Source organism: Parasphingorhabdus sp. (assembly GCF_039977335.1).
Lineage (GTDB): Bacteria > Pseudomonadota > Alphaproteobacteria > Sphingomonadales > Sphingomonadaceae > Parasphingorhabdus.
In genome coordinates this window covers 246,749-268,740 of record NZ_JBDWDI010000004.1, presented here as the reverse complement: position 1 = coordinate 268,740, position 21,992 = coordinate 246,749, and the positions used below count along the sequence as shown (strand labels likewise).

General features: G+C 50.4%; 18 protein-coding genes and 1 tRNA gene. 6 read left to right on the top strand and 13 right to left on the bottom strand.

Features of this window, described 5'->3' with window-relative positions; all coding sequences use genetic code 11:
* Nucleotides 1–32: 32 nt before the first annotated feature.
* Nucleotides 33–806: a sulfite exporter TauE/SafE family protein gene (locus ABJM21_RS08570; RefSeq protein ID WP_348301554.1), complete on the top strand. Its 774-nt coding sequence runs from the start codon at nt 33–35 to the stop codon at nt 804–806.
* A gap of 70 nt (nt 807–876) precedes the next feature.
* Here the strand turns inward: ABJM21_RS08570 and ABJM21_RS08565 are convergent.
* From ABJM21_RS08565 to moaA, 3 genes are all read right to left on the bottom strand, one after another.
* A tRNA-Asn gene (locus ABJM21_RS08565) sits at nt 877–951 on the bottom strand.
* Nucleotides 952–1,014: 63 nt separating this feature from the next.
* Complete coding sequence (locus ABJM21_RS08560) at nt 1,015–1,788, bottom strand: NAD kinase (RefSeq protein WP_348301555.1); 774 nt, start codon at nt 1,786–1,788, stop codon at nt 1,015–1,017.
* Nucleotides 1,785–2,771 (bottom strand): GTP 3',8-cyclase MoaA, encoded by a 987-nt coding sequence (gene moaA / locus ABJM21_RS08555; protein ID WP_348301556.1) that lies wholly within the window; start codon nt 2,769–2,771, stop codon nt 1,785–1,787. Before moaA ends, ABJM21_RS08560 begins: the two co-directional genes overlap by 4 nt.
* Nucleotides 2,772–3,074: 303 nt before the next feature.
* On the opposite strand from moaA, the gene ABJM21_RS08550 reads away from it, so the two are divergent.
* Nucleotides 3,075–4,970: a GGDEF domain-containing phosphodiesterase gene (locus ABJM21_RS08550; RefSeq protein WP_348301557.1), complete on the top strand. Its 1,896-nt coding sequence runs from the start codon at nt 3,075–3,077 to the stop codon at nt 4,968–4,970.
* Between the two features lie 11 nt (nt 4,971–4,981).
* Here ABJM21_RS08550 and mfd read toward each other — a convergent pair whose 3' ends face one another.
* Nucleotides 4,982–8,452 carry a transcription-repair coupling factor gene (gene mfd, locus ABJM21_RS08545; RefSeq protein ID WP_348301558.1) on the bottom strand — a complete coding sequence of 1,157 codons (3,471 nt, stop codon included), beginning with the start codon at nt 8,450–8,452 and terminating at the stop codon, nt 4,982–4,984.
* Between the two features lie 33 nt (nt 8,453–8,485).
* Nucleotides 8,486–8,752, bottom strand: coding sequence for a succinate dehydrogenase assembly factor 2 (locus ABJM21_RS08540; RefSeq protein ID WP_348301559.1), 267 nt, complete (start codon nt 8,750–8,752; stop codon nt 8,486–8,488).
* 91 nt (nt 8,753–8,843) lie between these two features.
* Between ABJM21_RS08540 and recG the strand changes: the two genes are divergently transcribed.
* The gene (gene recG / locus ABJM21_RS08535; RefSeq protein WP_348301560.1) at nt 8,844–10,898 is read left to right on the top strand and encodes an ATP-dependent DNA helicase RecG; all 2,055 of its coding nucleotides are present in this window, start codon (nt 8,844–8,846) and stop codon (nt 10,896–10,898) included.
* Nucleotides 10,899–10,903: 5 nt separating this feature from the next.
* On the opposite strand, the gene ABJM21_RS08530 is transcribed toward recG, so the two are convergent.
* Complete coding sequence (locus ABJM21_RS08530; RefSeq protein WP_348301561.1) at nt 10,904–11,227, bottom strand: PilZ domain-containing protein; 324 nt, start codon at nt 11,225–11,227, stop codon at nt 10,904–10,906.
* Nucleotides 11,228–11,315: 88 nt separating this feature from the next.
* Nucleotides 11,316–12,545 (bottom strand): tyrosine--tRNA ligase, encoded by a 1,230-nt coding sequence (gene tyrS / locus ABJM21_RS08525; RefSeq protein ID WP_348301562.1) that lies wholly within the window; start codon nt 12,543–12,545, stop codon nt 11,316–11,318.
* Between the two features lie 38 nt (nt 12,546–12,583).
* Between tyrS and ABJM21_RS08520 the strand changes: the two genes are divergently transcribed.
* Nucleotides 12,584–13,129: a DOMON-like domain-containing protein gene (locus ABJM21_RS08520; protein ID WP_348301563.1), complete on the top strand. Its 546-nt coding sequence runs from the start codon at nt 12,584–12,586 to the stop codon at nt 13,127–13,129.
* Nucleotides 13,126–14,322 (top strand): DUF1343 domain-containing protein, encoded by a 1,197-nt coding sequence (locus tag ABJM21_RS08515; RefSeq protein ID WP_348301564.1) that lies wholly within the window; start codon nt 13,126–13,128, stop codon nt 14,320–14,322. The genes ABJM21_RS08520 and ABJM21_RS08515 overlap by 4 nt, the downstream gene beginning before the upstream one ends.
* 3 nt (nt 14,323–14,325) lie before the next feature.
* Here ABJM21_RS08515 and ABJM21_RS08510 read toward each other — a convergent pair whose 3' ends face one another.
* A complete protein-coding gene (locus tag ABJM21_RS08510) occupies nt 14,326–14,634 on the bottom strand; it encodes a hypothetical protein (RefSeq protein ID WP_348301565.1) in 309 nt (102 codons plus the stop codon).
* 130 nt (nt 14,635–14,764) lie between these two features.
* On the opposite strand from ABJM21_RS08510, the gene ABJM21_RS08505 reads away from it, so the two are divergent.
* The gene (locus tag ABJM21_RS08505) at nt 14,765–15,067 is read left to right on the top strand and encodes a hypothetical protein (RefSeq protein ID WP_348301566.1); all 303 of its coding nucleotides are present in this window, start codon (nt 14,765–14,767) and stop codon (nt 15,065–15,067) included.
* Nucleotides 15,068–15,071: 4 nt separating this feature from the next.
* On the opposite strand, the gene ABJM21_RS08500 is transcribed toward ABJM21_RS08505, so the two are convergent.
* The 5 genes from ABJM21_RS08500 to dnaG form a co-directional block, all read right to left on the bottom strand.
* Nucleotides 15,072–16,256 (bottom strand): VWA domain-containing protein, encoded by a 1,185-nt coding sequence (locus tag ABJM21_RS08500; protein ID WP_348301567.1) that lies wholly within the window; start codon nt 16,254–16,256, stop codon nt 15,072–15,074.
* 15 nt (nt 16,257–16,271) lie between these two features.
* The gene (locus ABJM21_RS08495; RefSeq protein WP_207987983.1) at nt 16,272–17,117 is read right to left on the bottom strand and encodes a MoxR family ATPase; all 846 of its coding nucleotides are present in this window, start codon (nt 17,115–17,117) and stop codon (nt 16,272–16,274) included.
* A 107-nt stretch (nt 17,118–17,224) separates the two neighbouring features.
* Nucleotides 17,225–17,842 carry a hypothetical protein gene (locus tag ABJM21_RS08490; RefSeq protein ID WP_348301568.1) on the bottom strand — a complete coding sequence of 206 codons (618 nt, stop codon included), beginning with the start codon at nt 17,840–17,842 and terminating at the stop codon, nt 17,225–17,227.
* Nucleotides 17,843–18,044: 202 nt separating this feature from the next.
* Nucleotides 18,045–20,069: an RNA polymerase sigma factor RpoD gene (rpoD, locus tag ABJM21_RS08485; RefSeq protein ID WP_348301569.1), complete on the bottom strand. Its 2,025-nt coding sequence runs from the start codon at nt 20,067–20,069 to the stop codon at nt 18,045–18,047.
* Between the two features lie 48 nt (nt 20,070–20,117).
* Nucleotides 20,118–21,986 (bottom strand): DNA primase, encoded by a 1,869-nt coding sequence (gene dnaG, locus ABJM21_RS08480; protein ID WP_348372016.1) that lies wholly within the window; start codon nt 21,984–21,986, stop codon nt 20,118–20,120.
* Nucleotides 21,987–21,992 lie beyond the last annotated feature (6 nt).

Sequence of the window (21,992 nt, the reverse complement as noted above, 5' to 3'; positions counted from 1 at the left end):
TCCGGTGAGCCGCGTGCTGGGCGAGACCTGACATGGCTTTTGGCATTGCCGGTCTCGCATTGCTCTTTTTTCTGACAGCTGTGCTTTACGCATCTGTCGGTTTTGGAGGTGGCTCTACTTACATCGCGCTGCTTACACTGGCCGATATCGACTATCGGACGCTGCCGATTATCGCTCTGGTCTGCAATATCATTGTGGTTATGGGCGGTAGCTTGCGGTTTCACGCGCGCGGATTAATTGATTGGCTGCGGATTTGGCCGATCTTGCTGTTATCGGTGCCCGCTGCATGGGCAGGTGGCCGCCTGGTAATTGATCGTGATAGCTTTCTGATCTTATTGGGCATTTCATTAGTCGTTGCCGGGCTTTTACTCTTGGCAGAGCCGCTTTATCGCAATCGTCAAGCCGCATCGCATTCAACGCAGACACAGCAGATATGGTTCGCGCCAACTGCCGGCGGAGCAATTGGATTTATCTCCGGAATGGTAGGGATTGGTGGCGGCATATTCCTCGCGCCGCTTTTGTTTCTTACGAACTGGTCAGATAGCCGCAGGATAGCGGCTACTGCGAGTATATTCATTCTCGTGAACTCGATCAGCGGCCTTGTTGGGCAGCTTATGAAATCCCAATGGGAGCAGGGCGGCGGTATAATATTATCCTATTGGCCGCTTTTTGTTGCTGTGCTTATTGGCGGACAAATCGGCAGTTTTCTGGCAAGTAAAATACTACCGGAACAATGGATTCAGCGACTGACGGCGCTGTTGATTCTCTACGTAGCAATACGCATCCTCTGGCAGCAATTTGGCTAGATAGATGCGAGCACCTGACCGCAAGATGTTTTGCGGACTGAGTATATTGCGAATGTAGGAAAAGAAAAAATGGCTCCCCGGGACGGATTCGAACCATCGGCCAATCGATTAACAGTCGATTGCTCTACCACTGAGCTACCGGGGAATAGAAGCGATTTGCATCACAACGAGCGCGGCTATAGCAACGTCATTCGCACCCGGCAAGTCATCAAACAACAAATTGTTCCATAGCTATCCGATCATCCAAAGCATGTTCTGGATCAAACAGCATCGTGAGTGTCTGATTGCGGTCAATGGAGATCGTCACCTTGGCAACATCACGGACTTCCTGTTGGTCACCAACCGCGCTGACTGGTCGTTTTTCGGCGTTTAGTACTTTAATGCTGATCGGCATTTTGTCTGGTAAAATGGCCCCTTTCCATCGCCGTGGGCGGAACGGACTGATCGGTGTGAGGGCTAACAAATTTGAACCTAAGGGCAATATTGGTCCGTTGGCTGACAGATTATAGGCCGTTGAGCCCGCTGGCGTCGCGATTAACACGCCATCGCAAACCAGTTCTTCCAACATGATTCGGTTGTTGACCTGAATTTCAAGTTTTGCGGTTTGGCGTGTCTCTCTTAGCAGGGAAACTTCATTAATCGCTGGCAGCACAAAATTGGCGCCAGAAATTGTTTCAACTTCCATTTTGAGCGGACGAACCTTGAACGGCCGCGCACCCTCAATGCGCCGAACCAGATCATCTTCATGCCAGTTGTTCATCAGGAAACCCACTGTGCCCAGGTTCATCCCATATACTGGCATGATTTTCCGACGATTGAGCATTTGATGCAGTGTTTGCAGCATAAAGCCGTCGCCGCCGAGAACGACAGCCTGATCCGCTTCTTCAATCGGAACCCACTCCATCAATGGTTTGAGCTTTTCGCCCGCTTCCTGTGCTTGCGGGGTAGGTGACACGACCAGTGCCCATTTTGATTCACTCATCCGCCCGTGACGTTCATATGACGCTCCAATATCTCTGCGGACCCGTCTAACTGCGCATTAAAATCATGTCGTAACGGTTTGAGCTTCAAAGCCTTTTGAAGCAACCGATCAACAGCCTCAATGCCTTCATCGCGTACTGCGGCGCGTAAATCAACATGCGCATTGTGACCAAGGCACATAAATATCTTGCCATCTGTTGTTAGGCGTAAGCGATTGCAATTATCACAGAAATTCTGACTGAGTGGCGTTATCAAGCCAAGGCGTAGTCCCAAGGGCTCAACGGCCAGATAACGAGCTGGTCCAGCACTTTCGTGGTCAATTGGATTGGATGAATATTGTTTCAATAAGGGTGCTGTAAATTCCTCTACGGGAATATGTTCCAGTTTTCTGTCCGCTCCAACATCACCCAATGGCATCGTTTCAATGATTGTCAGATCATGCCCGTTTCTGGCGCAATATTCTGCCATGGGTAATAAAGCATCTTGATTAAATCCGCGCAACGCCACCATATTGATTTTGATCTGGATCCCGGCCTGCTTTGCGGCATCAATACCGTCGAGAACCTGTTCCACTTTTCCGCCACGGGTAATCTCTGCGAAATCGGTGGGATCAAGCGTATCCATGCTGACATTTATGCGCCGTACATTATGCGTGGCCAAATGACTGGCATATTCGCTCAGCAGTGTTCCATTTGTCGTAAGAGTTAATTCTTCTAACTCACCAGATTTAACTTTGCGTCCAAGCCTTTGGATCACTTCGCTCATATCACGTCTGACCAAGGGTTCACCGCCCGTAAGCCGAATTTTTCTCACGCCATGACCGATGAAACGCTCGGCAATCAGTGTGATTTCTTCCAATGTGAGTAGCTCGGATTTCGGCATAAAAGTCATTTTTTCCGACATGCAATATTGGCAGCGAAAATTGCAGCGGTCGGTAACCGATATTCTTAGATAGTCTATTTTACGGCCAAATCCGTCGAACATCATCATATCCCGTGAAATTGCTGGTAAAAATCCTAGCGTTTTGTTCAGATGCAAGCAACGGCCTATAAAGATTTAGCCGCTATGGAAAAGGATAGGGATTTTGTTGTTCGTTAAAGCGGCAAATATTACGAAACAGGGAAACCAAAAGTCATTCAAAAGTCGCAATCATTATCGGGACAAGCAGCTATAAAAAACCTGTTTCTATTGTCCTTTCATGACCGGGATCCCCTGGCTGCAAGAATTTCTGCTGGTGGTTGGCACGTGAGTTCGGCTCGGCGTAAAGATCGTCTAAGAGGTCGTTTTTTGTCGTCTAACGCCTTGATTGCAATGATTGACTTGCGCGATGCGGTTGATGATGGGCTGGCTGCAATTGTCGATTTGGCTAATCTGGATGAAAACTCCGGGATCGCGATTCTCGCCTTAGCGGATGGAGGAGCGCAGGACGATATTGCTGCAAAATGTTACCATGCCGGGGCCACTCATTTTTTGGATATTGCCAATCCTCAAGCCAATCTCGAGCAGGCCATAAACTTTGCTTATCGTTATGTTGAGAATGTACATGGCGGAGCGGAAGCTACGCATGATCTCAATAGGCTACTGACACAAGTTGGAGAACAATGGTCATTTTCGAAGGGCGATATCAGTAAGAACTGGGTTAGTGAGAAATTGAAATCGAATATGCCTGAAGTTGATTTCGACACTTACCCAACCACTGGAATTTATCGATTGCTGTCAGTCGAAGAACGCGCCCGTGTTCGGGGGGCGATGGGACGTCTGCGCTCTGGAGCTGCCCAGACCGCCATCGCACATGTAAGGAATGGCGATAAAATTATCCATCATCTGCATGATTCGGGCGAGCGCATTCATGGCCGTTTGGAGTATATTGTAGACAATGATGCGGAGCTTGGTTGGACTGGGCGAGATCTGTTATCGGGCCTGAGAAACGGTTCTGCGGCTAGAAATTGGATGCGCTGTCGCCTTGAGACCGGACGTAGTCTTGGCTTGATCATGTTTGGTCTGAAGAATTTTGCGACGATCAACGCAGCCTATGGACGTGCTATTGGCGACGAGATTATGCGCCGCATCGGCCAACGACTAATCACTGAAACGATCGATCATTCTGCCGATGATTGTCTGGTGGCCAGGATGGATGGGCAAAATTTTGTTGTGGTTATGGATTTCGAGCACGACCGAGAGGGTTTAGTACAAAATCTTGAGCGCTATACCGAAAAATTGCTCGGCCGCGTCTTTGAACCGATTTCTGTTGAAGCGCGTGAGATAGGATTAGTCGCGCGGGCGGGGGTAGCGATTGCAGGCGACTCTGCGGATGAAACTTTGCTCATTAGGCAAGCAACACTTGCTTTAGCAGAAGCGATGGCTTCCGATGCATTGCCATTGAAGATCAGCGCCTCGTCGGAAAAGAACATACTGCTGGAGCAGCAGTTAGAGGCTGATTTGCTCCATGCATTTGAGCGTGGTGACATAACAATCGCTCTACAACCGCAAATTAAGGTGGACACCGGGCAATTGACAGGCGCCGAAGCTTTGGCGCGTTGGAACCATCCGGAGCTCGGCTTTTTGGGTGCCGCGACGCTGTTCTCAGTAGCAGAGCGCGCTGGTTTAATGGAATTACTGTCTTCGCATATCCACAAGCTAGCCTTTAAAACAGCGGCACATTGGCCTGAGAGCCTCTCTTTCTTGCGCTTGTCCATAAATGTTACTGCTGGTGATATTGCCAATGCTGACTTTGTCAAAGCTATGATGCTGGGCATTGAAGATGCGGGGTTTGAAGCGGCACGAACAACCTTGGAGATAACGGAAAGCGAGTTAATTGGCGATATTACAAGCGCTGCACAACGGCTTGGAGCGCTCAGAGAACTAGGGCTACGTATCGCGATTGACGATTTTGGGACAGGTTATAGCAGTCTTTCCTATCTGAAGAACCTGCCGCTAGATTATCTCAAGATTGATAGCGGTTTGACGGCGGATATCAGTGGCTCGACAAAAGACCAGGTGGTCGTGAAATCTATCATTGAAATGGCCCATAGTCTGGATCTGTCCGTCATTGCCGAAGGCGTCGAAACAGAAGCACAGCTGGCAACGCTCGCAGAGCAAGGTTGCGAGTATTTTCAGGGCTTTCTGAGGTCTGGGCCGATTTCAGCAGAAGAATTTGAAATATACGCGTTGCGGAGCAATTGACGCGAATGAAATCAGCTTTGTTTCTGCTGAGCCAATTTTGATAATCCATTGCTGAGTTGTGTGAGGCCGTGAAGCCGTGACCGCGGATCACGCCAGCGTCGTTCAATAAACAGCTTGTTATCCGGCCTGATCTTGGCTGTTCCTTTCAAACGCTCGGCGTAAGCGAGCAGGCCGGGAACGTTGGGGAACTTATCGTTGTGAAAGCTGACCAAGGCCCCTCTCGGGCCCATTTCGATCTTCGCGATATGAGCCTTAACGCAGTTCATTTTAATTTCCATCAGCTTGAGAAGGTTGTCGGTTTCGACTGGCAAATCCCCAAACCGGTCAATCATTTCCGCGGCAAAGGCTTGAATTTCCTGATGAGTTTGAAGGCCGTTCATGCGCCGATATAGGCCCATTCGGAGTGATAGGTCGGGCACATAATTTTCTGGGATCAAAATTGGTGCATCAACCGTAATTTGCGGCGAGAAGCTCTCGGCGACGGAATCCAGTCCTGCCCCTTTGGCTTTCGCTTCCAGAATCGCGTCTTCCAGCATCGATTGATAGAGTTCAAAACCAACTTCACGGATATGCCCAGATTGCTCATCGCCAAGCAGATTGCCAGCACCACGAATGTCGAGATCATGACTCGCGAGTTCAAAGCCTGCGCCAAGGCTGTCCAGATCGCCGAGAATTTTTAACCGTTTTTCAGCCTTTTCGGTCACAATCCGGTCTTTTGGTGTGACCATATAGGCGTATGCACGCGTCTTCGAACGCCCGACCCGGCCGCGCAATTGGTAAAGTTGAGCAAGGCCAAAGCGATCTGCACGATGAATAATCAGGGTGTTCGCGCTGGGAATGTCTAGGCCGCTTTCCACAATGGTTGTCGCCAGAAGCACATCATATTTTTTGTCGTAAAAGGCCGACATCCTCTCTTCAACTTGTGCGGGAGGCATTTGGCCATGGGCGACGACGAAGCTGATATCGGGTGCATATTCTTTCAGAAACTCTTGAATTTCGGGCAGATCAGCAATGCGTGGAACAACTATGAAGCTTTGCCCGCCACGATAATGTTCGCGCATTAATGCTTCGCGTAAGGGGATCGGGTCCCATGGCATCACGTAAGTGCGCACGGCCAAGCGATCGACAGGTGGTGTTTGAATAACGGACAGCTCGCGTAATCCCGTCATCGCCATTTGTAATGTGCGCGGGATAGGTGTTGCTGTAAGCGTTAGAACGTGGACATCAGCTTTCATTGCCTTGAGCCGCTCTTTATGCGTCACACCAAATTTTTGTTCTTCATCTACGATGATAAGACCAAGCCGTTGAAACTCGATCGATTTAGCCAGCAATGCGTGCGTGCCAATGACAATATCAATTTTGCCATTTGTCAGACCTTCTTTGGTCTTTTTTGCCTCGGCAGCAGGTACCAGGCGCGATAACCGACCAAGATTGATTGGAAAAGGCCGGAAACGCTCCTCAAAATTGCTAAAATGCTGGCGTGCTAGCAACGTGGTTGGCGCGACAATGGCAACCTGCATACCTCCCATCGCAGCTGCGAAGGCGGCGCGCATGGCGACTTCGGTCTTGCCGAACCCGACGTCACCACAGACCAAACGGTCCATGGCTTTTCCAGAAGCCATATCGCCAAGCACTTCTTCAATCGCTTGCTGTTGATCGTCGGTTTCCTGATATGGAAAGCGATCAACAAAACCGGCCATCTCACTCGCTTCCATTCGGGCAGGTGTGGCGGGTTGTAACGCCCGCGCTGCAGCGGTTTTCAGGAGTTCATGTGCGATCGCTCTAATGCGCTCTTTGAGCTTCGACTTGCGCCTTTGCCAGCCTTCACCGCCCAATCGATCGAGAACAACTGTTTCGCCGCCTTCTCCATAGCGGCTAAGAACGTCGATATTCTCGACCGGGACAAATAGTTTATCGCCGCCAGCATATTTTAACGCCACACAGTCATGCGGACTTTCACCGACGGGAATTGAGACAATACCTTCATAAAGCCCGATGCCATGTTCCAGATGAACCACCAGATCGCCCTGGCTGAGGGCCGACAATTCTTCAATGAAAGCATCACCGCTCTTGCGCCGTTTTGACTTGCGTACGAGCCGATCACCGAAAATATCCTGTTCGGTAAGCAGCGCAATATTTTCGGCGCGGAATCCCGAGGCCATCGGCAAAACGGTCAACGCGACGGTTGCGCCTGCTTCACCGCAAGATTTCCAATCATCACAAATCGTCGCTGTATTGACGCCATGATCTTGAATCAAATCGAACAGTCTTGCCCGTGAACCGTTACTGTAGCTCGCCACTATTGCGGTAGTTCCGGCTTTTGTCAGTGTATTGAGATGTGCTGCCAGCGCTTTGTAGATATTCTCGTTTCGCGCGCGTTCCGGAGAGAAATCGCGTGGAGACGATACGGACAAGGAGAGAACGGATGCTGACTCTGGTTCGTCAAATTCACTGATAACGTGGATCGGGCCATTTGACTGTTGAGCCCGCCAGTCTGACGGTTCGAGATAGAGCATGTCCGGTGTTAACGGTCGGTAGCTCGACAAATTTGCTTTGTCCGCTTCCTGGCGGTTTTTGTAGTAATCGGCGATTGAAGCAAATTGCGCATCTGCCGCCGCTGTTACAGCCGAATCACGAATAATGATTGCATCGTCCGATAGATAATCGAAGAAACTGACCAGGCGATCCTCAATCAGCGGCAACCAATGTTCCATGCCAGAAAGCCTGCGGCCTTCGGATATGGATTGATATATAGGATCGCTGGTAGCGACGGCTCCAAAAAGCTCGCGATAGCGTGTGCGAAAGCGCGTGATACTGGTCTCATCCAGCAAAACCTCTGAAACCGGGAGAAGATCGAATCCGTCAACTTTTCCAATTGTGCGTTGGTCTGCCGGATCAAATTGGCGCAATGTCTCGATCTCATCGCCAAAAAGATCGATGCGTAGCGGCATATCGGCGCCGGGTGGAAAAAGGTCTATCAGTCCACCCCGCGCAGCAAATTCGCCGCTATCGGCCACGGTGTCAACCCGGACGAATCCATTGGCATAGAGAAAGGAGATCAATTTCTCCTGCTCTACCATGCTGCCGGGAGCAAGCCGCGTAACCAATTCCTTTATCCGTGCTGGTTCCAATACACGCTGGGTAACAGCATTGGCTGTGGTGATTACCAATTGGCCATCTGATGTAGGCTCGGCCAAACGAGATAAGGCCGCCAACCGTTCTGATGTGGTATGGAGTGCCGGCGATGCCCGGTCATAAGGCAGGCAGTCCCAGGCAGGAAACTCGATGATTTCCAATTCGGGTTGAAAATATCGAGCTGCTTGCGCCACGGCACTCATCGAAGCGTCGTCGGTAGCGATAAATACGGTCCGTCTGCCTGATTGAACCGCGATATCTGCAAGACAATAGGGTCGATAACCGGCCGTGGCTCCGGCCAGCGTTAAGCCGCTGTCAGCGGAAAGTAATTTATCTAGATATGACACTTAAATATTCTGTTCAGTTCGATTGCGGAGCGCTCATTTGGTGAAATCGAAATAGTCGAGCTTTTGCATAGCGACCATTTGATTGGTTTGAAATGGGGCAGGGGGCGGCTGTTTGCCGATCGCCCAAGCCATTATATCGACATCTTCTTCTTCCAGCAGTTTCTCAAACCAATTAATCTCGGCATCTGTCCAACTTTGACCCCATTTATCGAAAAACCCGCCAATCATATTGTCGGCTTCGCGCGTACCACGATGCCAGCTACGAAAATGCAATCGTTTCAGCCTGACTTCGCGTTCCATGTCTGCTCCTGATTAAAGATTTGTCGTTACGCAATGATGTGCGGAGTCTTTCTGGTATATCGGCCCCGCTTGCGTATATAGGCGGATAGACATGCGGCCCGAGATACTCAATCCATTATTTGGCGAAACACAGTCGCTCAAAGGCGTCGGCAAAGCCCTTGCCAAGCCGCTCGAAAAACTGCGCCTGATGCGAGTGAAAGATTTGCTCTATCATAAGCCCAGTTACTGGATGCGGCGAAAGCGCGTGCAAGAGTTGGATGAGGGAGATGTCGGTCTAACAATAATCGCAGAAGTGACCCCAGTCGATTATCGTAGCGGCGGTCCGCGCAGCCCGTTTCGGGTGCAGGCAACAGATGTGCAAGGCAATTATATAAGCCTGATCTTTTTTGGCAGAAATACAGGCTGGCCACGGAAGCTACTTCCCCTAGGTGAGAGTAAGATCATATCCGGCAAGTTGGAACGCTATGGTGACGAGCTGCAGATGCTGCATCCGGATGTGTTGGAGCTGGCGGAAGAGAAAGATATCGCGCTGGTAGAACCGATTTATCCTTTGGCCGACGGCCTAGGCAACAAGCGGATGGGGCAATTGATCACGCAAGCTGTGGAATTGGCACCGGAACTACCGGAATGGATTGAATCGAGCTTGCTGGAATCAAAGAAATGGGATGGTTGGCGAACGAATGTTGCTTCCTTGCATGGTCAGGAAAGCGCTGATCAATCAGACCGGCTCGCTTATGACGAGATTTTCGCCAATCAATTGGCTTTCATGTTGGTGCGGGCCAGCAATCGCCGCAAAAAAGGCGTATCGATTCAGGGGGACGGGCGTTTAAGAGATCAGATCAATCTGCCTTTTGAACTTACTGGAGCACAGAAACGCTGTATCTCAGAGATTGAAGGCGATCTGGCTCAATCTTCTCCGATGCTGAGGTTGTTACAGGGCGATGTGGGATCCGGGAAAACCTTGGTGGCGCTGATGGCGTTGCTCAATGCGGTTGAAGCTGGTTATCAAGGCGCTTTTCTGGCCCCGACCGAGATATTGGCACGCCAGCATTTTGAAGGTCTGCAAAAGCTGCTGACCGGGCTGCCGGTGAACATTGCCATCCTGACTGGACGCGACAAAGGCAAGATCAGGGAATCAACTTTGATCGGACTAGCCGATGGTTCGATTGATATATTGGTTGGCACCCACGCGATATTTCAGGAAAAAGTGCAGTATAAGAAACTGGCTATGGCGATTATTGACGAGCAGCATAAATTTGGTGTCTCTCAGCGCCTGATGCTGACCCAGAAGGCGGATCATACACCGCATCTCCTAGCTATGACGGCCACTCCGATTCCGCGAACGCTGACCCTCAGTCAATATGGCGAGATGGATGTCTCGCGCATCGACGAGCTCCCGCCGGGTCGGCAGACTATAGAAACCAGAGTCATTTCGGACGCTCGCTTGCCAGAGGTTGTTGATGGTCTTGCCAGGCATATCGCGGCAAATGGCCAAGCCTACTGGGTTTGTCCATTGGTGGAAGAAAGCGAGAAAAGTGACTTGGCCGCGGCCGAAGAACGAGCGGCGGTTTTGAAAGCGCGGTTCGGCGATCAAGTTGGTCTGGTTCATGGACGGATGAAGGGCCCCGAGAAAGACGCCGTTATGGAGCGCTTTCAACGAGGCGATATCCGATTGCTGGTCGCGACTACAGTGATTGAAGTCGGGGTCGATGTGCCAAATGCAAGCTTGATGATTATCGAGGCCGCTGATCGTTTTGGATTAGCCCAACTTCACCAACTTCGCGGGCGCGTGGGCAGGGGAGATGTGAAATCCAATTGCTTACTTTTGCGTGGCGACACCCTCAGCGAAACGGCACGGGCTCGGCTTTCCCTGTTGAGAGAAACCAATGACGGTTTCAAAATCGCAGAAGAAGATCTGCGCTTGCGTGGTGCAGGAGAGTTACTTGGCACCCGGCAATCTGGCGATGCCGGTTTTCGGATAGCAACGCCAGACCAGATATCGCAATTAATTGCAGCGGCCACCGATGATGCCCGCTTGCTGCTGGACCGTGATGGCGGGTTGGATAGTGAGCGCGGCCAAGCAGCGCGGATTGCTCTATATTTGTTTGAGCGGGACTGGGGAGTGAGTTTGCTCCGCAGCGGATAGCCTTATCAACTATCCGTATGTCCCATTTGGTCGAGCAATGCGACGAAATCAGGTTCGCGGATGACCCGTTCAAATTCAAAACCAGATCGGCCACTGTGAGACCAAACCAAAAACGCTTCAATACGTCCTGCGACGGGTAAACGAACGACAACCCGGTCACCTTTGTTTAACTCCACTTCATGGATAAACTGGCACCCATGGGCTGAAATATTACTCAATTTTACCGAAAACTCACCGTCTTTGCGAGTTTCGCAAATCGTTTCGAAGTCAACAGGAAAACGCGTCGCACGACGCATTTCTGGTGCTTTTGGCTTCGATGTGCTTGGCATTACAGACGCTCCGTCGTTCGGTGAAACCCTTCATTAACTTAGTTTTCCGAACAAATGGTAAATTAGCGTAACAATGTTCAAACTTTTATCACGTTCGCCGCAACAGACCGTGCTTTTTCTTGCCAGCGGATATTTTGACATCAACGTCCGCCAGTGCAACCATTGTACCGGCATCCTTAACTTGCTCATCATCGATCCGCGCGCCGCCGCCTGCGATCATTCGTTTTGCTTCTCCTTTGGATGCGCAGAAACCAATATCAACCAAGGCGTTAAGGATTGAAATCTGTTCATCGGAAACCTCTAACACCGGCAGGTCGCCACCCGACTGACCTTGCTCAAAAGTCTTTTGAGCAGTACTTGCCGCATTGTTCGCTGCGTCCTCGCCATGCGCCATAGCAGTCGCTGCATCAGCGAGGACTTTTTTGGCTTCATTGATTTCGGATCCTTCAAGGGTTTCCAACCGCATGATCTCAGCGAGATCGATATCGGTAAATAGCCGCATGAATTTGCCAACATCGCGATCGTCGGTATTGCGCCAGAATTGCCAATAGTCATATGGGCTCAATCGATCGGCATTTAACCAGATGGCACCATCTACAGATTTACCCATTTTCGAGCCGTCTGCCTTGGTGATCAGAGGCGTCGTCAGGCCGAAAAGCTCTGCGCCGTCTATGCGGCGGCCAAGTTCGATCCCATTGACGATGTTGCCCCATTGATCTGAACCGCCCAATTGCAAACGACAAGCGTGCTGGCGCGACAATTCAAGAAAATCATAAGCTTGCAATATCATATAATTAAATTCGAGGAAGGTGAGGGGTTGTTCCCGATCAAGGCGCAATTTGACTGAGTCGAATGTCAGCATCCGGTTGATCGTGAAATGGCGACCGACATCGCGGAGAAATGGAATATATTCGAGGCTATCCAACCAATCAGCATTATTGACCATGATAGCGTCGGTTGGTCCATCACCAAAGGTCAAGAACCGCTCGAAACAGGACCTTATCGATGCAATATTTGCATTGATTCCGTCATTGTCGAGCAGCTTGCGAACTTCATCTTTGCCAGAAGGGTCGCCGACTTTTGTTGTCCCACCACCCATCACAACAATTGGCTTGTGCCCAGCCTGTTGTAGGCGCCGCAAAAGCATGATGGAGACAAGGTTTCCAACGTGTAGCGAGTTGGCAGTTGCATCAAATCCGATATAGCCGGGAACAACCGTCTCACTGGAGAGCTCATCCAGCCCATCTGCGTCAGTTAATTGGTGGATATAGCCGCGATCATTCAGTAAGCGCAGGAGATCAGATTGATAATTGGTCATGGAGTGGTTCGTTACATGCAGCAGAGGAAACTCGCAATATGCGTTTAGACCTGCAATGCCATCCATTGACTCCTGTTTCAGTGGTGGACGAAATTTCGCTGACCTATGAATGGCAGGCGCATGGCAGCTTGTGGATGAGATATCATGCCGAGGGATTGCTTCACGACCTTGATTTGCCGGTTTCGACCAACCCACAGCGTGCCGACGGTTTGTGGGAAACTACCTGTTTCGAGCTATTTCTTCAGGAATCATCAGCGAACAGATATTGTGAGTTTAACTTTTCGCCGTCGAGTCGCTGGGCTGCCTATCAGTTTTCCGGCTATCGTGATGGAATGCGAAATCTCCAATTGCCGACGCCGCCCGATATTGTGCTTGATTTGAGCGATTCTCATTTCGCAATGGAGGTAACTCTTGGCTTACCTGATATCTGGGGAGAAGCTTCCCTTAACGCTGCGTTTTCGGCTGTAATTGCTGAAAATAGTGGCCCGAAATCCTATTGGGCTTTGTCGCACCCGCCCGGTAAACCGGATTTTCATCACAGGGATTGCTTTACGCATCAACTGAAGGCAGCAGGTAATTTATGAAATTTGGAATTGATCGACTTCTCGCTGAACCGGAATTGCGTGCACCGCTGGCCGGAAAACGGATTGCACTATTGGCGCACCCGGCATCCGTGACCGAAAACCTGACTCACTCGATGGATGCTCTGGCGCAGTGCGATGGCATAGAGTTAAGTTCTGCTTTTGGACCGCAACATGGCCTGCGTGGCGACAAACAGGATAACATGATCGAATCACCGGATTATGATGATCCGGTTTTGGGAATTCCAATATTCAGCCTCTATGGCGAAGTACGCCGGCCGACCAAGAAGATGATGGATAGTTTCGACATCATTCTGATCGATTTACAGGACCTAGGTTGCCGAATTTATACGTTCATCACGACCTTGCGCTATATATTGGAGGCGGCGGCCGAGCATGGCAAAGCTGTGTGGGTGCTTGATCGTCCCAATCCGGCGGGCCGTCCAATTGAGGGCATGATGCTAGAGGAAGGTTGGGAAAGCTTTGTCGGTGCTGCGCCGATGCCAATGCGCCACGGACTGACCATGGGTGAAATGGGGCGCTGGTTTGTTAGCTACTTCAATCTCGATGTCGAATATCATGTCGTCGAAATGCAGGGATGGCAGCCGGAAGGCCCGGGTTTAGGCTGGCCAACCGATCGAATTTGGATCAACCCAAGCCCCAATGCCCCCAATCTATCAATGGCGCGGGCCTATGCAGGTACAGTGATGTTGGAAGGTACGACATTGTCGGAAGGGCGAGGGACTACGCGGCCGCTTGAGCTATTTGGTGCGCCGGATATTGATGCGAAGGCTGTAATCGCTGAAATGCAGCGCAAGGCACCGCAATGGTTAGAAGGTTGCACCCTGCGTGAATGTTGGTTTGAACCAACTTTTCACAAACATGTTGGAATGCTTTGTAATGGCGTACAGATTCATGCCGAAGGTCCATCTTACAATCACGCCAAATTCCGTCCTTGGCGGTTGCAAGCATTGGCGCTCAAGGCAATCAGCAAACTATATTTTGGATATGAGCTTTGGCGCGATTTTGCTTATGAATATGAAGAAGGCAAGCTGGCGTTTGATGTTATTAACGGCGGTCCTGGATTGCGTGAATGGATCGAGAGTCCGTCAACAATTGCGAATGATCTGGAAGCCATAACCGCGCCGGATGAGCGGATGTGGGGGCAGATGCTAAAAGATTTTCTGATTTACTGACGCTCAGTCAGCAAAGGTGTGATATTTCTCTGCTGCTGGAGATTCGGTGGGAGCTGTCCAACGTGGCTCACCAGCTAATTGCGGATTAATAACAACCAAAACGGAACAATTATCAATTCGTCGGTCAACCGCTGCGATTTGTGCTGCCGGCGGTTCGCTGCCCAGCGAACGCACGGTTGGTTTGACCGTTTTGTCTAGATCAATATTTTCAACATGATCCTTACATTCGGAGTTGAGCGGCGCTGCGTGAGCAGGATTCGCTGCGGCTACCAAAGGTAATGTGGTGAGCAAAAATATTTTGTGCATCAGCAACCTCCTTGTTCTCTCCTTAGCATATTTGAGGGCTGTCAGAAACTGGGGTGGCCGCTTTAGACAAAGGATTGCCAATGCTGCATTGCAACATAGTTCTTGCGTCGTTCGACATTTTTGATATTTTGCACGGATGTTACCCAGTAAAGAATTTTTTGAAGGCGTTGCATTGAGGAAATGCGTGACCGCTACCTATAATCGGATGCAAGTTATGCTTGCACCCCACATCCTCTATACGCGCCATGATGAAATGCATGTTGATGCCGTAACAATCGAGCGGGAAGGGCAACCGCCTCGCGAGCCGAAGCTTGGAACATTCAAGCTTTCTGGCTTGAAAGACGTGGTGGTAGAAGATCGGCAGTTTGAATTGTCTGAGCTTTTCGATGCTACGGCCGAAAAATATGAGGGAACGACTTTGCTGGTGGTCGAAGCTTAAGCCTTCAAGATCCGTGTTTGCGGGTCAATTCCTTCATGGCGTCGCTCAAGCCTTCCAGTGTAAGCGGATACATCCGGTCATTCATCAATTCCTTGACGATTTTGACGCTCTGCGAATAGCCCCATTGCTTTTCAGGCACTGGATTGAGCCATGCTGTAGCGGGATAAGTATTGGTCATCCGTTGAAGCCAAGTTACGCCGGCTTCCTCGTTAAAATGCTCAACAGAACCACCCGGATGGGTGATTTCATAGGGACTCATCGACGCATCACCGACAAAAATCAGTTTATAATCATGACCATATTTGTGGAGAATATCCCATGTGTTGGTCCGCTCTGAAAAACGCCGCCGATTGTCTTTCCATACGCCTTCATAAAGACAGTTGTGGAAATAGAAAAATTCGAGATTTTTGAATTCAGACGTTGCAGCGGAGAAAAGCTCTTCACATAATTTGATGAAGGGATCCATCGATCCACCGACGTCCAAAAATAACAGCAATTTCACAGCATTATGGCGTTCCGGGCGCATATGGATGTCTAGCCATCCCTTTTTGGCTGTCCCGTTGATTGTGCTGTTTATATCAAGCTCGTCAGCCGAGCCTTCTCTAGCAAACCGACGCAGGCGGCGCATAGCCACCTTGATATTGCGCGTGCCGAGCTGTTTTGTATGGTCGAGATTTTGGAACTCACGCTTGTCCCAAACTTTGACGGCTTTCTTCTGGCCGCCTTCACCACCAATACGAACACCCTCTGGATTATATCCGCTATTTCCATAAGGCGAGGTGCCACCGGTGCCGATCCATTTGCTGCCACCTTCATGACGTTTTTCTTGCTCGGCGAGACGCTCTTTTAGCGTCTCCATAATCTCATCCCAGCTACCAAGCTTTTTGACTTCTGCCATCTCTTCTTCGGTGAGATATTTTTCGGCGACCGCCTTGAGCCAGTCAAGAGGGATTTCCTCTTCCTGCATACCATAGCTGGTTTCAATGCCTTTGAAGACTTTGGAGAAAACCTGATCAAAGCGATCCAAAAGTCCTTCATCTTTAACGAAAGTTGCGCGGGAGAGATAATAGAACTCTTCTGGACTACGCTGGATAACCTCTTTGTCCAATGCTTCCAGAAGTACCAGATGTTCTTTTAGCGATGCGGTTATGCCCGCAGCTCTGAGTTCGTCCATGAAGTTGAAGAACATTGACTGTCGCTCCGTTTAGCGCGCTTCGCGCTTCGCCATGAATGCCAGGCGTTCGAATAGCATGACGTCCTGTTCGTTTTTGAGCAATGCACCGTGCAAAGGTGGAATCGCCTTACTGGGATCCTGAGATTGTAGTACTTCGAGCGGCATGTCTTCGGCCAGTAATAGTTTCAACCAATCGAGCAATTCGGATGTGCTTGGTTTCTTCTTGAGGCCAGGAACTTCGCGGACATCATAAAAAATATCCATCGCTTTTTTGACCAAAATTCCTTGAATATCTGGGAAATGCACGTTGATAATTTCCTGCATCGTCTCGCGATCAGGGAATTTGATATAGTGGAAGAAACAGCGGCGCAGGAATGCATCAGGCAGTTCTTTTTCATTGTTGGACGTTATAACAACAATCGGACGTTCCGCCGCTTTGATGGTCTCTTTGGTCTCGTAAACATGAAATTCCATGCGGTCGAGTTCCTGCAACAAATCGTTCGGAAATTCGATATCCGCCTTGTCAATCTCATCGATCAACAGGACCGGTAATTCCTTGCTGGTAAAGGCTTCCCAGAGTTTGCCTTTGCGGATGTAGTTGGAAATATCATGAACCCGCTCGTCGCCTAACTGGCCATCGCGGAGCCTTGCAACGGCGTCATATTCATAGAGTCCCTGATGCGCTTTGGTTGTCGATTTGACATTCCATTCGATCAATGGCGCGCCGGTTGCCTTGGCAATTTCGTGAGCGAGGACGGTTTTACCAGTCCCTGGTTCACCCTTCACCAAAAGGGGCCGGCGAAGCGTAACGGCAGCGTTGACCGCAACCTTCAAATCATCGGTTGCTACATAGTCTTTTGTACCGTCAAAACGCATATTCCATAATCCCTTGCCGTAAACGTCAATGGATTAGCGATAGGGAAAAGGCCGTTTTGAGGCAAGTTAATCATTTAGTTAATCAAACAAAGATGCGATATCGCTGATCAGTCCACGTTACGCGCATTTCTGCGGGCTTCCAACAGCTGCCAAAGACCACGATGCTGGGTCAATATTTGGTCGACACCGAAATTAATGGCCCGTTCCACCGAGCTGGATTGCGACAACTTAGCGTTGAGGACTGTTGTCGCTTCAGATGATGGCAGGACTGCTGCACGTGGTTCAACGCCAAGCTTTATGGCGATTTGTTCAAGCAGAGGCCGGATCGCCTGCCAATCCAGAACCAATGCGAAAGAAGCACCGAGGGCACAACCATTGCGATCAGACTGTGAGAGCATTTCCAGCGCTTTGCGCTGTGCCAGAACGGTGGCATTGCTCTGATCTTCGGTGCGAACACCTGATATCGGACCCGCTGCGACGGTTAATCTGGTCAGAAAGGCTCTTTCTGCTGTGAAGCCATTCATGGCTTCAACTAGCCATTCGCGTGCGACTACATCTGCGGTCTTGGTTGCAGCATGGTCCACAACACCAGGATGACGACCGTGTAGCACGCATAGAAAATGAGCAATATCGGCAATATCGATTCCTTCCAGAATGGAAAAATCATCGTCAATTGCTTGGACGTAACTGGCCGATTGCGTGCCATGTTCGATTACGTGATCCATCAGAGACGGTCGCGCGGATGGTATTAAACTGGTTTCTGGCATTGCGCTCACATCACATAAGAGTTCGGGTTGATTCGTCCGACCTTTGCAAGTCGGGCAAACCTCATTGAATTCAGGATATAGAACGTAATTCTAAAGGTCCGGTTTACGCCGCGTTAGCTAAGTGCAAACCATAGTATCAGAAAGCCTGTGAATCTGGGCTTTATTGATCCAGAAAACTGCGCATTTTTCGGCTGCGGCTAGGATGTTTCAGTTTCCGCAACGCTTTTGCTTCGATCTGACGAATACGTTCGCGCGTCACACTGAACTGCTGTCCCACTTCTTCCAATGTGTGATCAGTGTTCATGCCAATACCAAAGCGCATACGCAAAACCCGTTCTTCCCGAGGAGTCAGGCTGGCCAGAACCCGTGTTACGGTCTCTTTCAAATTGGCCTGAATCGCAGCATCGACAGGGATGATCGCATTTTTATCTTCAATGAAATCACCCAGATGCGAATCTTCTTCGTCGCCAATAGGCGTTTCCAAACTGATCGGCTCTTTGGCGATTTTCATGACCTTGCGTACTTTTTCAAGTGGCATTGACAGGCGTTCCGCCATTTCTTCCGGTGTCGGTTCACGGCCTTGCTCATGAAGGAATTGACGAGACGTGCGGACCAATTTGTTGATCGTTTCGATCATATGGACCGGAATACGAATCGTCCGTGCCTGATCCGCGATTGATCGTGTGATCGCCTGTCGAATCCACCAGGTTGCGTAGGTCGAGAATTTATACCCACGACGATATTCAAACTTATCGACGGCTTTCATCAGGCCGATATTGCCTTCCTGAATCAGATCGAGGAATTGAAGGCCGCGATTGGTATATTTCTTGGCGATGGAAATAACGAGCCGCAAGTTGGCCTCCACCATTTCCTTCTTGGCAATACGGGCCTCGCGCTCGCCTTTTTGCACCATGTTGACGATGCGGCGGAATTCTTCGAGCGATGTCCCGGTTGCCGCCGAAATATCAGAAATCTCAGCGCGGATACGTTCGACTGAAACGGCTTCTTTCTCAGCAAAAGCTGCCCATTTTTTGTCTGTCTTGGCCATGCTTGCCAGCCAGCCATCATCCAGTTCATGGCCGACATAACCTTCCAAAAAGGCGCGGCGCGGGACCTTATGCCGCTCAGCTAAACGAAGCATTTGGCCGCCCAGTGCCGTCAGGCGACGGTTAAAAGAGTAAAGTTGATCGACAAGGAATTCGATCTTGTTTGCGTGGAATTGCACACTTTCAACCAAAGCGGTCAGCTCTTCGCGCAGGTTGTGATATTTTTTCTCTGATGCAGCGGGGAAATCATCACCAACGGCAAAGGCTTCCATCCGGGTATTTTGCAATTTGGAGAATTTCTTGAATACGGACGTGATGGTCGCGAATTTTTCCAAAGCTTCTGGTTTGAGCGCTTCTTCCATCTGAGCAAGAGAAAGCGTGTTATCCTCTTCCTCTTCTTCCACAACGCGCTTGGTGCGGCGCTCGGTCAGTTCATCTTCATCATCGCCTTCGCCTTCAGCGGCTTCCGGTTCATCTTCAACTTCATCGTCATCTTTGAACGAAGGACCCGCGGTTTTCTCGCTGATTTCGCCGTCATCATCATCTTCGTCTTCAAGATTTTCCGGCACAGGGTCTTTGGAGAGCATGGCATCAAGATCAAGAATCTCACGCAGCTGCATCTCGCCATCGTTCAAGGCCGTAGACCATTCAATAATAGCGTTGAAAGTTGTCGGGCTCTCACACAGGCCCCAGATCATGGTATCGCGGCCAGCCTCAATACGCTTGGCGATGGCAATTTCACCCTCACGGCTGAGTAGTTCGACAGCGCCCATTTCGCGGAGATACATGCGCACCGGATCATCGGTACGGTCGCCGGCGGCCTTTTTCGGTGCCGCTGCTGCTGTGGTCTTTTTATCTTTATCGGAACCGTCAATGGATTCGACTTCATCGCCGCCCATTTCTTCGGCGGCTTCATCGTCATTTTCGACGATTTTGACGCCCATGTCAGAAATGGATGACATCACGTCTTCAATTTGTTCGCTGGACATCTGATCCTGCGGCAGGGCTGTGTTTAATTCGTCGTACGTTAGGTAGCCGCGTTTTTTTGCCTTCGTGAGAAGCTTTTTAACGGCTGAGTCATTCATATCAATAAGCGGCGCATCTTCGGTTACCGCTGATTTTTTTGCTTTGCTTGCCAAGTTTCAAGGCCCCTAAAATTAAAAACTAATCTTCAAAGTTCACACAATTCACACGACATCGTCAATCTGGGTGAGCTCAACCAACCGTTCATGAAATTCCTGCTTTGCCCGCCGCAATCGTTGCTGCTCAGCATAGCTGTCTTCATCAAGATTATCCTGCACCCGCCGTGTTGCTTCCGCCAAAGCCGCTTCCAGTCCGGGACGCGCTGTGATCACTTTTATCGCTTCTGCCAAATCATTCTGCGCCCGTTCGATATAATCCGACGGGGCAGGATCTGGCAGTTTGCGGTTGAAAGTGAAATTCAGCGCATCGGCCCGTAACAGCCCATTTGCGACATTATAACAATCTGTCTGTTCCAATATGGTAAGAAGGGCCTGCATATCAAGCATTTCTTTACGCATTGCCGTACCTATTAACTCGGACAGCAAGGCCTGCATCTGCGAATCGGCGAGACGCAGCACGGTTAGTTCTTCAAAATGCTTGGAAATCTGCGAAGGATGGCGGATCAATCCCCCCAATATGGCTTTGGCAATGCGTAGGTCATGTCCTTCGACCAAAACGGATTTTGTATCGTCCATTGGTTTGAAGGAAACATATTGGGATTTGAATCCGCCCTTTGAGCGTTCGAATGGCCCGCGTCTCGGTTGACTATCGCGCTTTGCGAAAAAGGCATTTTCGTAGCGTTCTTGAAAATCTTGCCGATAATGCTGGGCAATGTCCTGATCCGCAATGTCGCGCACATGATCGGACAGACGCTTTTTAAGGCCCGCTTTGGTTTCTGGTGTGTTGAGCGGTTCAGCTTCAAACTCGACTTGCCAGATTTTGTCACCAAGCATTTGTGGCTTGTCGATCAATTCGGCAAAAGCTTGCGGTCCATCGGAGCGAATCAGGTCGTCAGGGTCTTGTCCCGCCGGCAAGGCGATGAAATTCAGGCTGTGAGACGGGCGCAGGATCGGTAGCGCCCTTAGCGCGCCGCGCATGGCCGCCTTTTGCCCGGCATTGTCCCCATCAAAGCAGAGAATTGGCGCTTCCACCATCTTCCAGATGCGTTCGATTTGATGTTCCGTAAGTGCGGTGCCGAGTGGTGCCACGACATCCTCAAAACCGGCCTGCGCCAGCGCAATGGCATCCATATAGCCTTCGACCACCAATATCCGCCCGGTCTGACGTGACGCAGGGGAGGCTTTATCCAGATTGTAGAGCGTGCGGCCCTTGTCGAACAACGGTGTGTCGGGAGAATTGAGATATTTAGGCTCGCCATCGCCCAATATCCGTCCGCCAAAGGCAATGACCCGGCCGCGTGGATCGCGGATCGGGATCATCAATCGCCCGCGAAAACGATCATAGGGATCGCGATCATCGACCTTGATCAACAGTCCAGCCTCAACCAACTGGTCGACCCCATGAACTGACAGCGCTTCTTTGAGCCGTCCGCGTGAATCTGGCGCAAAACCAAAGCCAAATTCGCGGATGGTCTTCTCCGAAATACCGCGATTTTTGAGGTATTCCCGAGCGGCGGCGCCCTCAATTCCATTGAATTGTGTAACAAACCAATCCTGTGCTGCGGCCATGACGTCATGCAATGTTGCTCGGGCTTCCTGACGCTGTGCCGCGCGCGGATCAGGGGCAGGGACTTCCATTTGTGCTTCAGCGGCCAAGTCTTTGACCGCGTCCATAAACCCCAGTCCGCGCTGGTCAGTCATCCAACGGATCGCATCGCCATGCGCGCCGCAACCAAAGCAATGGTAGAAGCCTTTTTCATCGTTGATGGTAAAGCTTGGCGTCTTCTCGTTGTGAAACGGGCAGCAGGCCTTAAACTCGCGCCCTGCCTTTTGCACCTTCACCGTCCGGCCAATCAGCGTGGACAAAGTGATCCGGCTGCGCAGTTCATCAAGCCATTGCGGAGAAAGAGTCATAAGCCT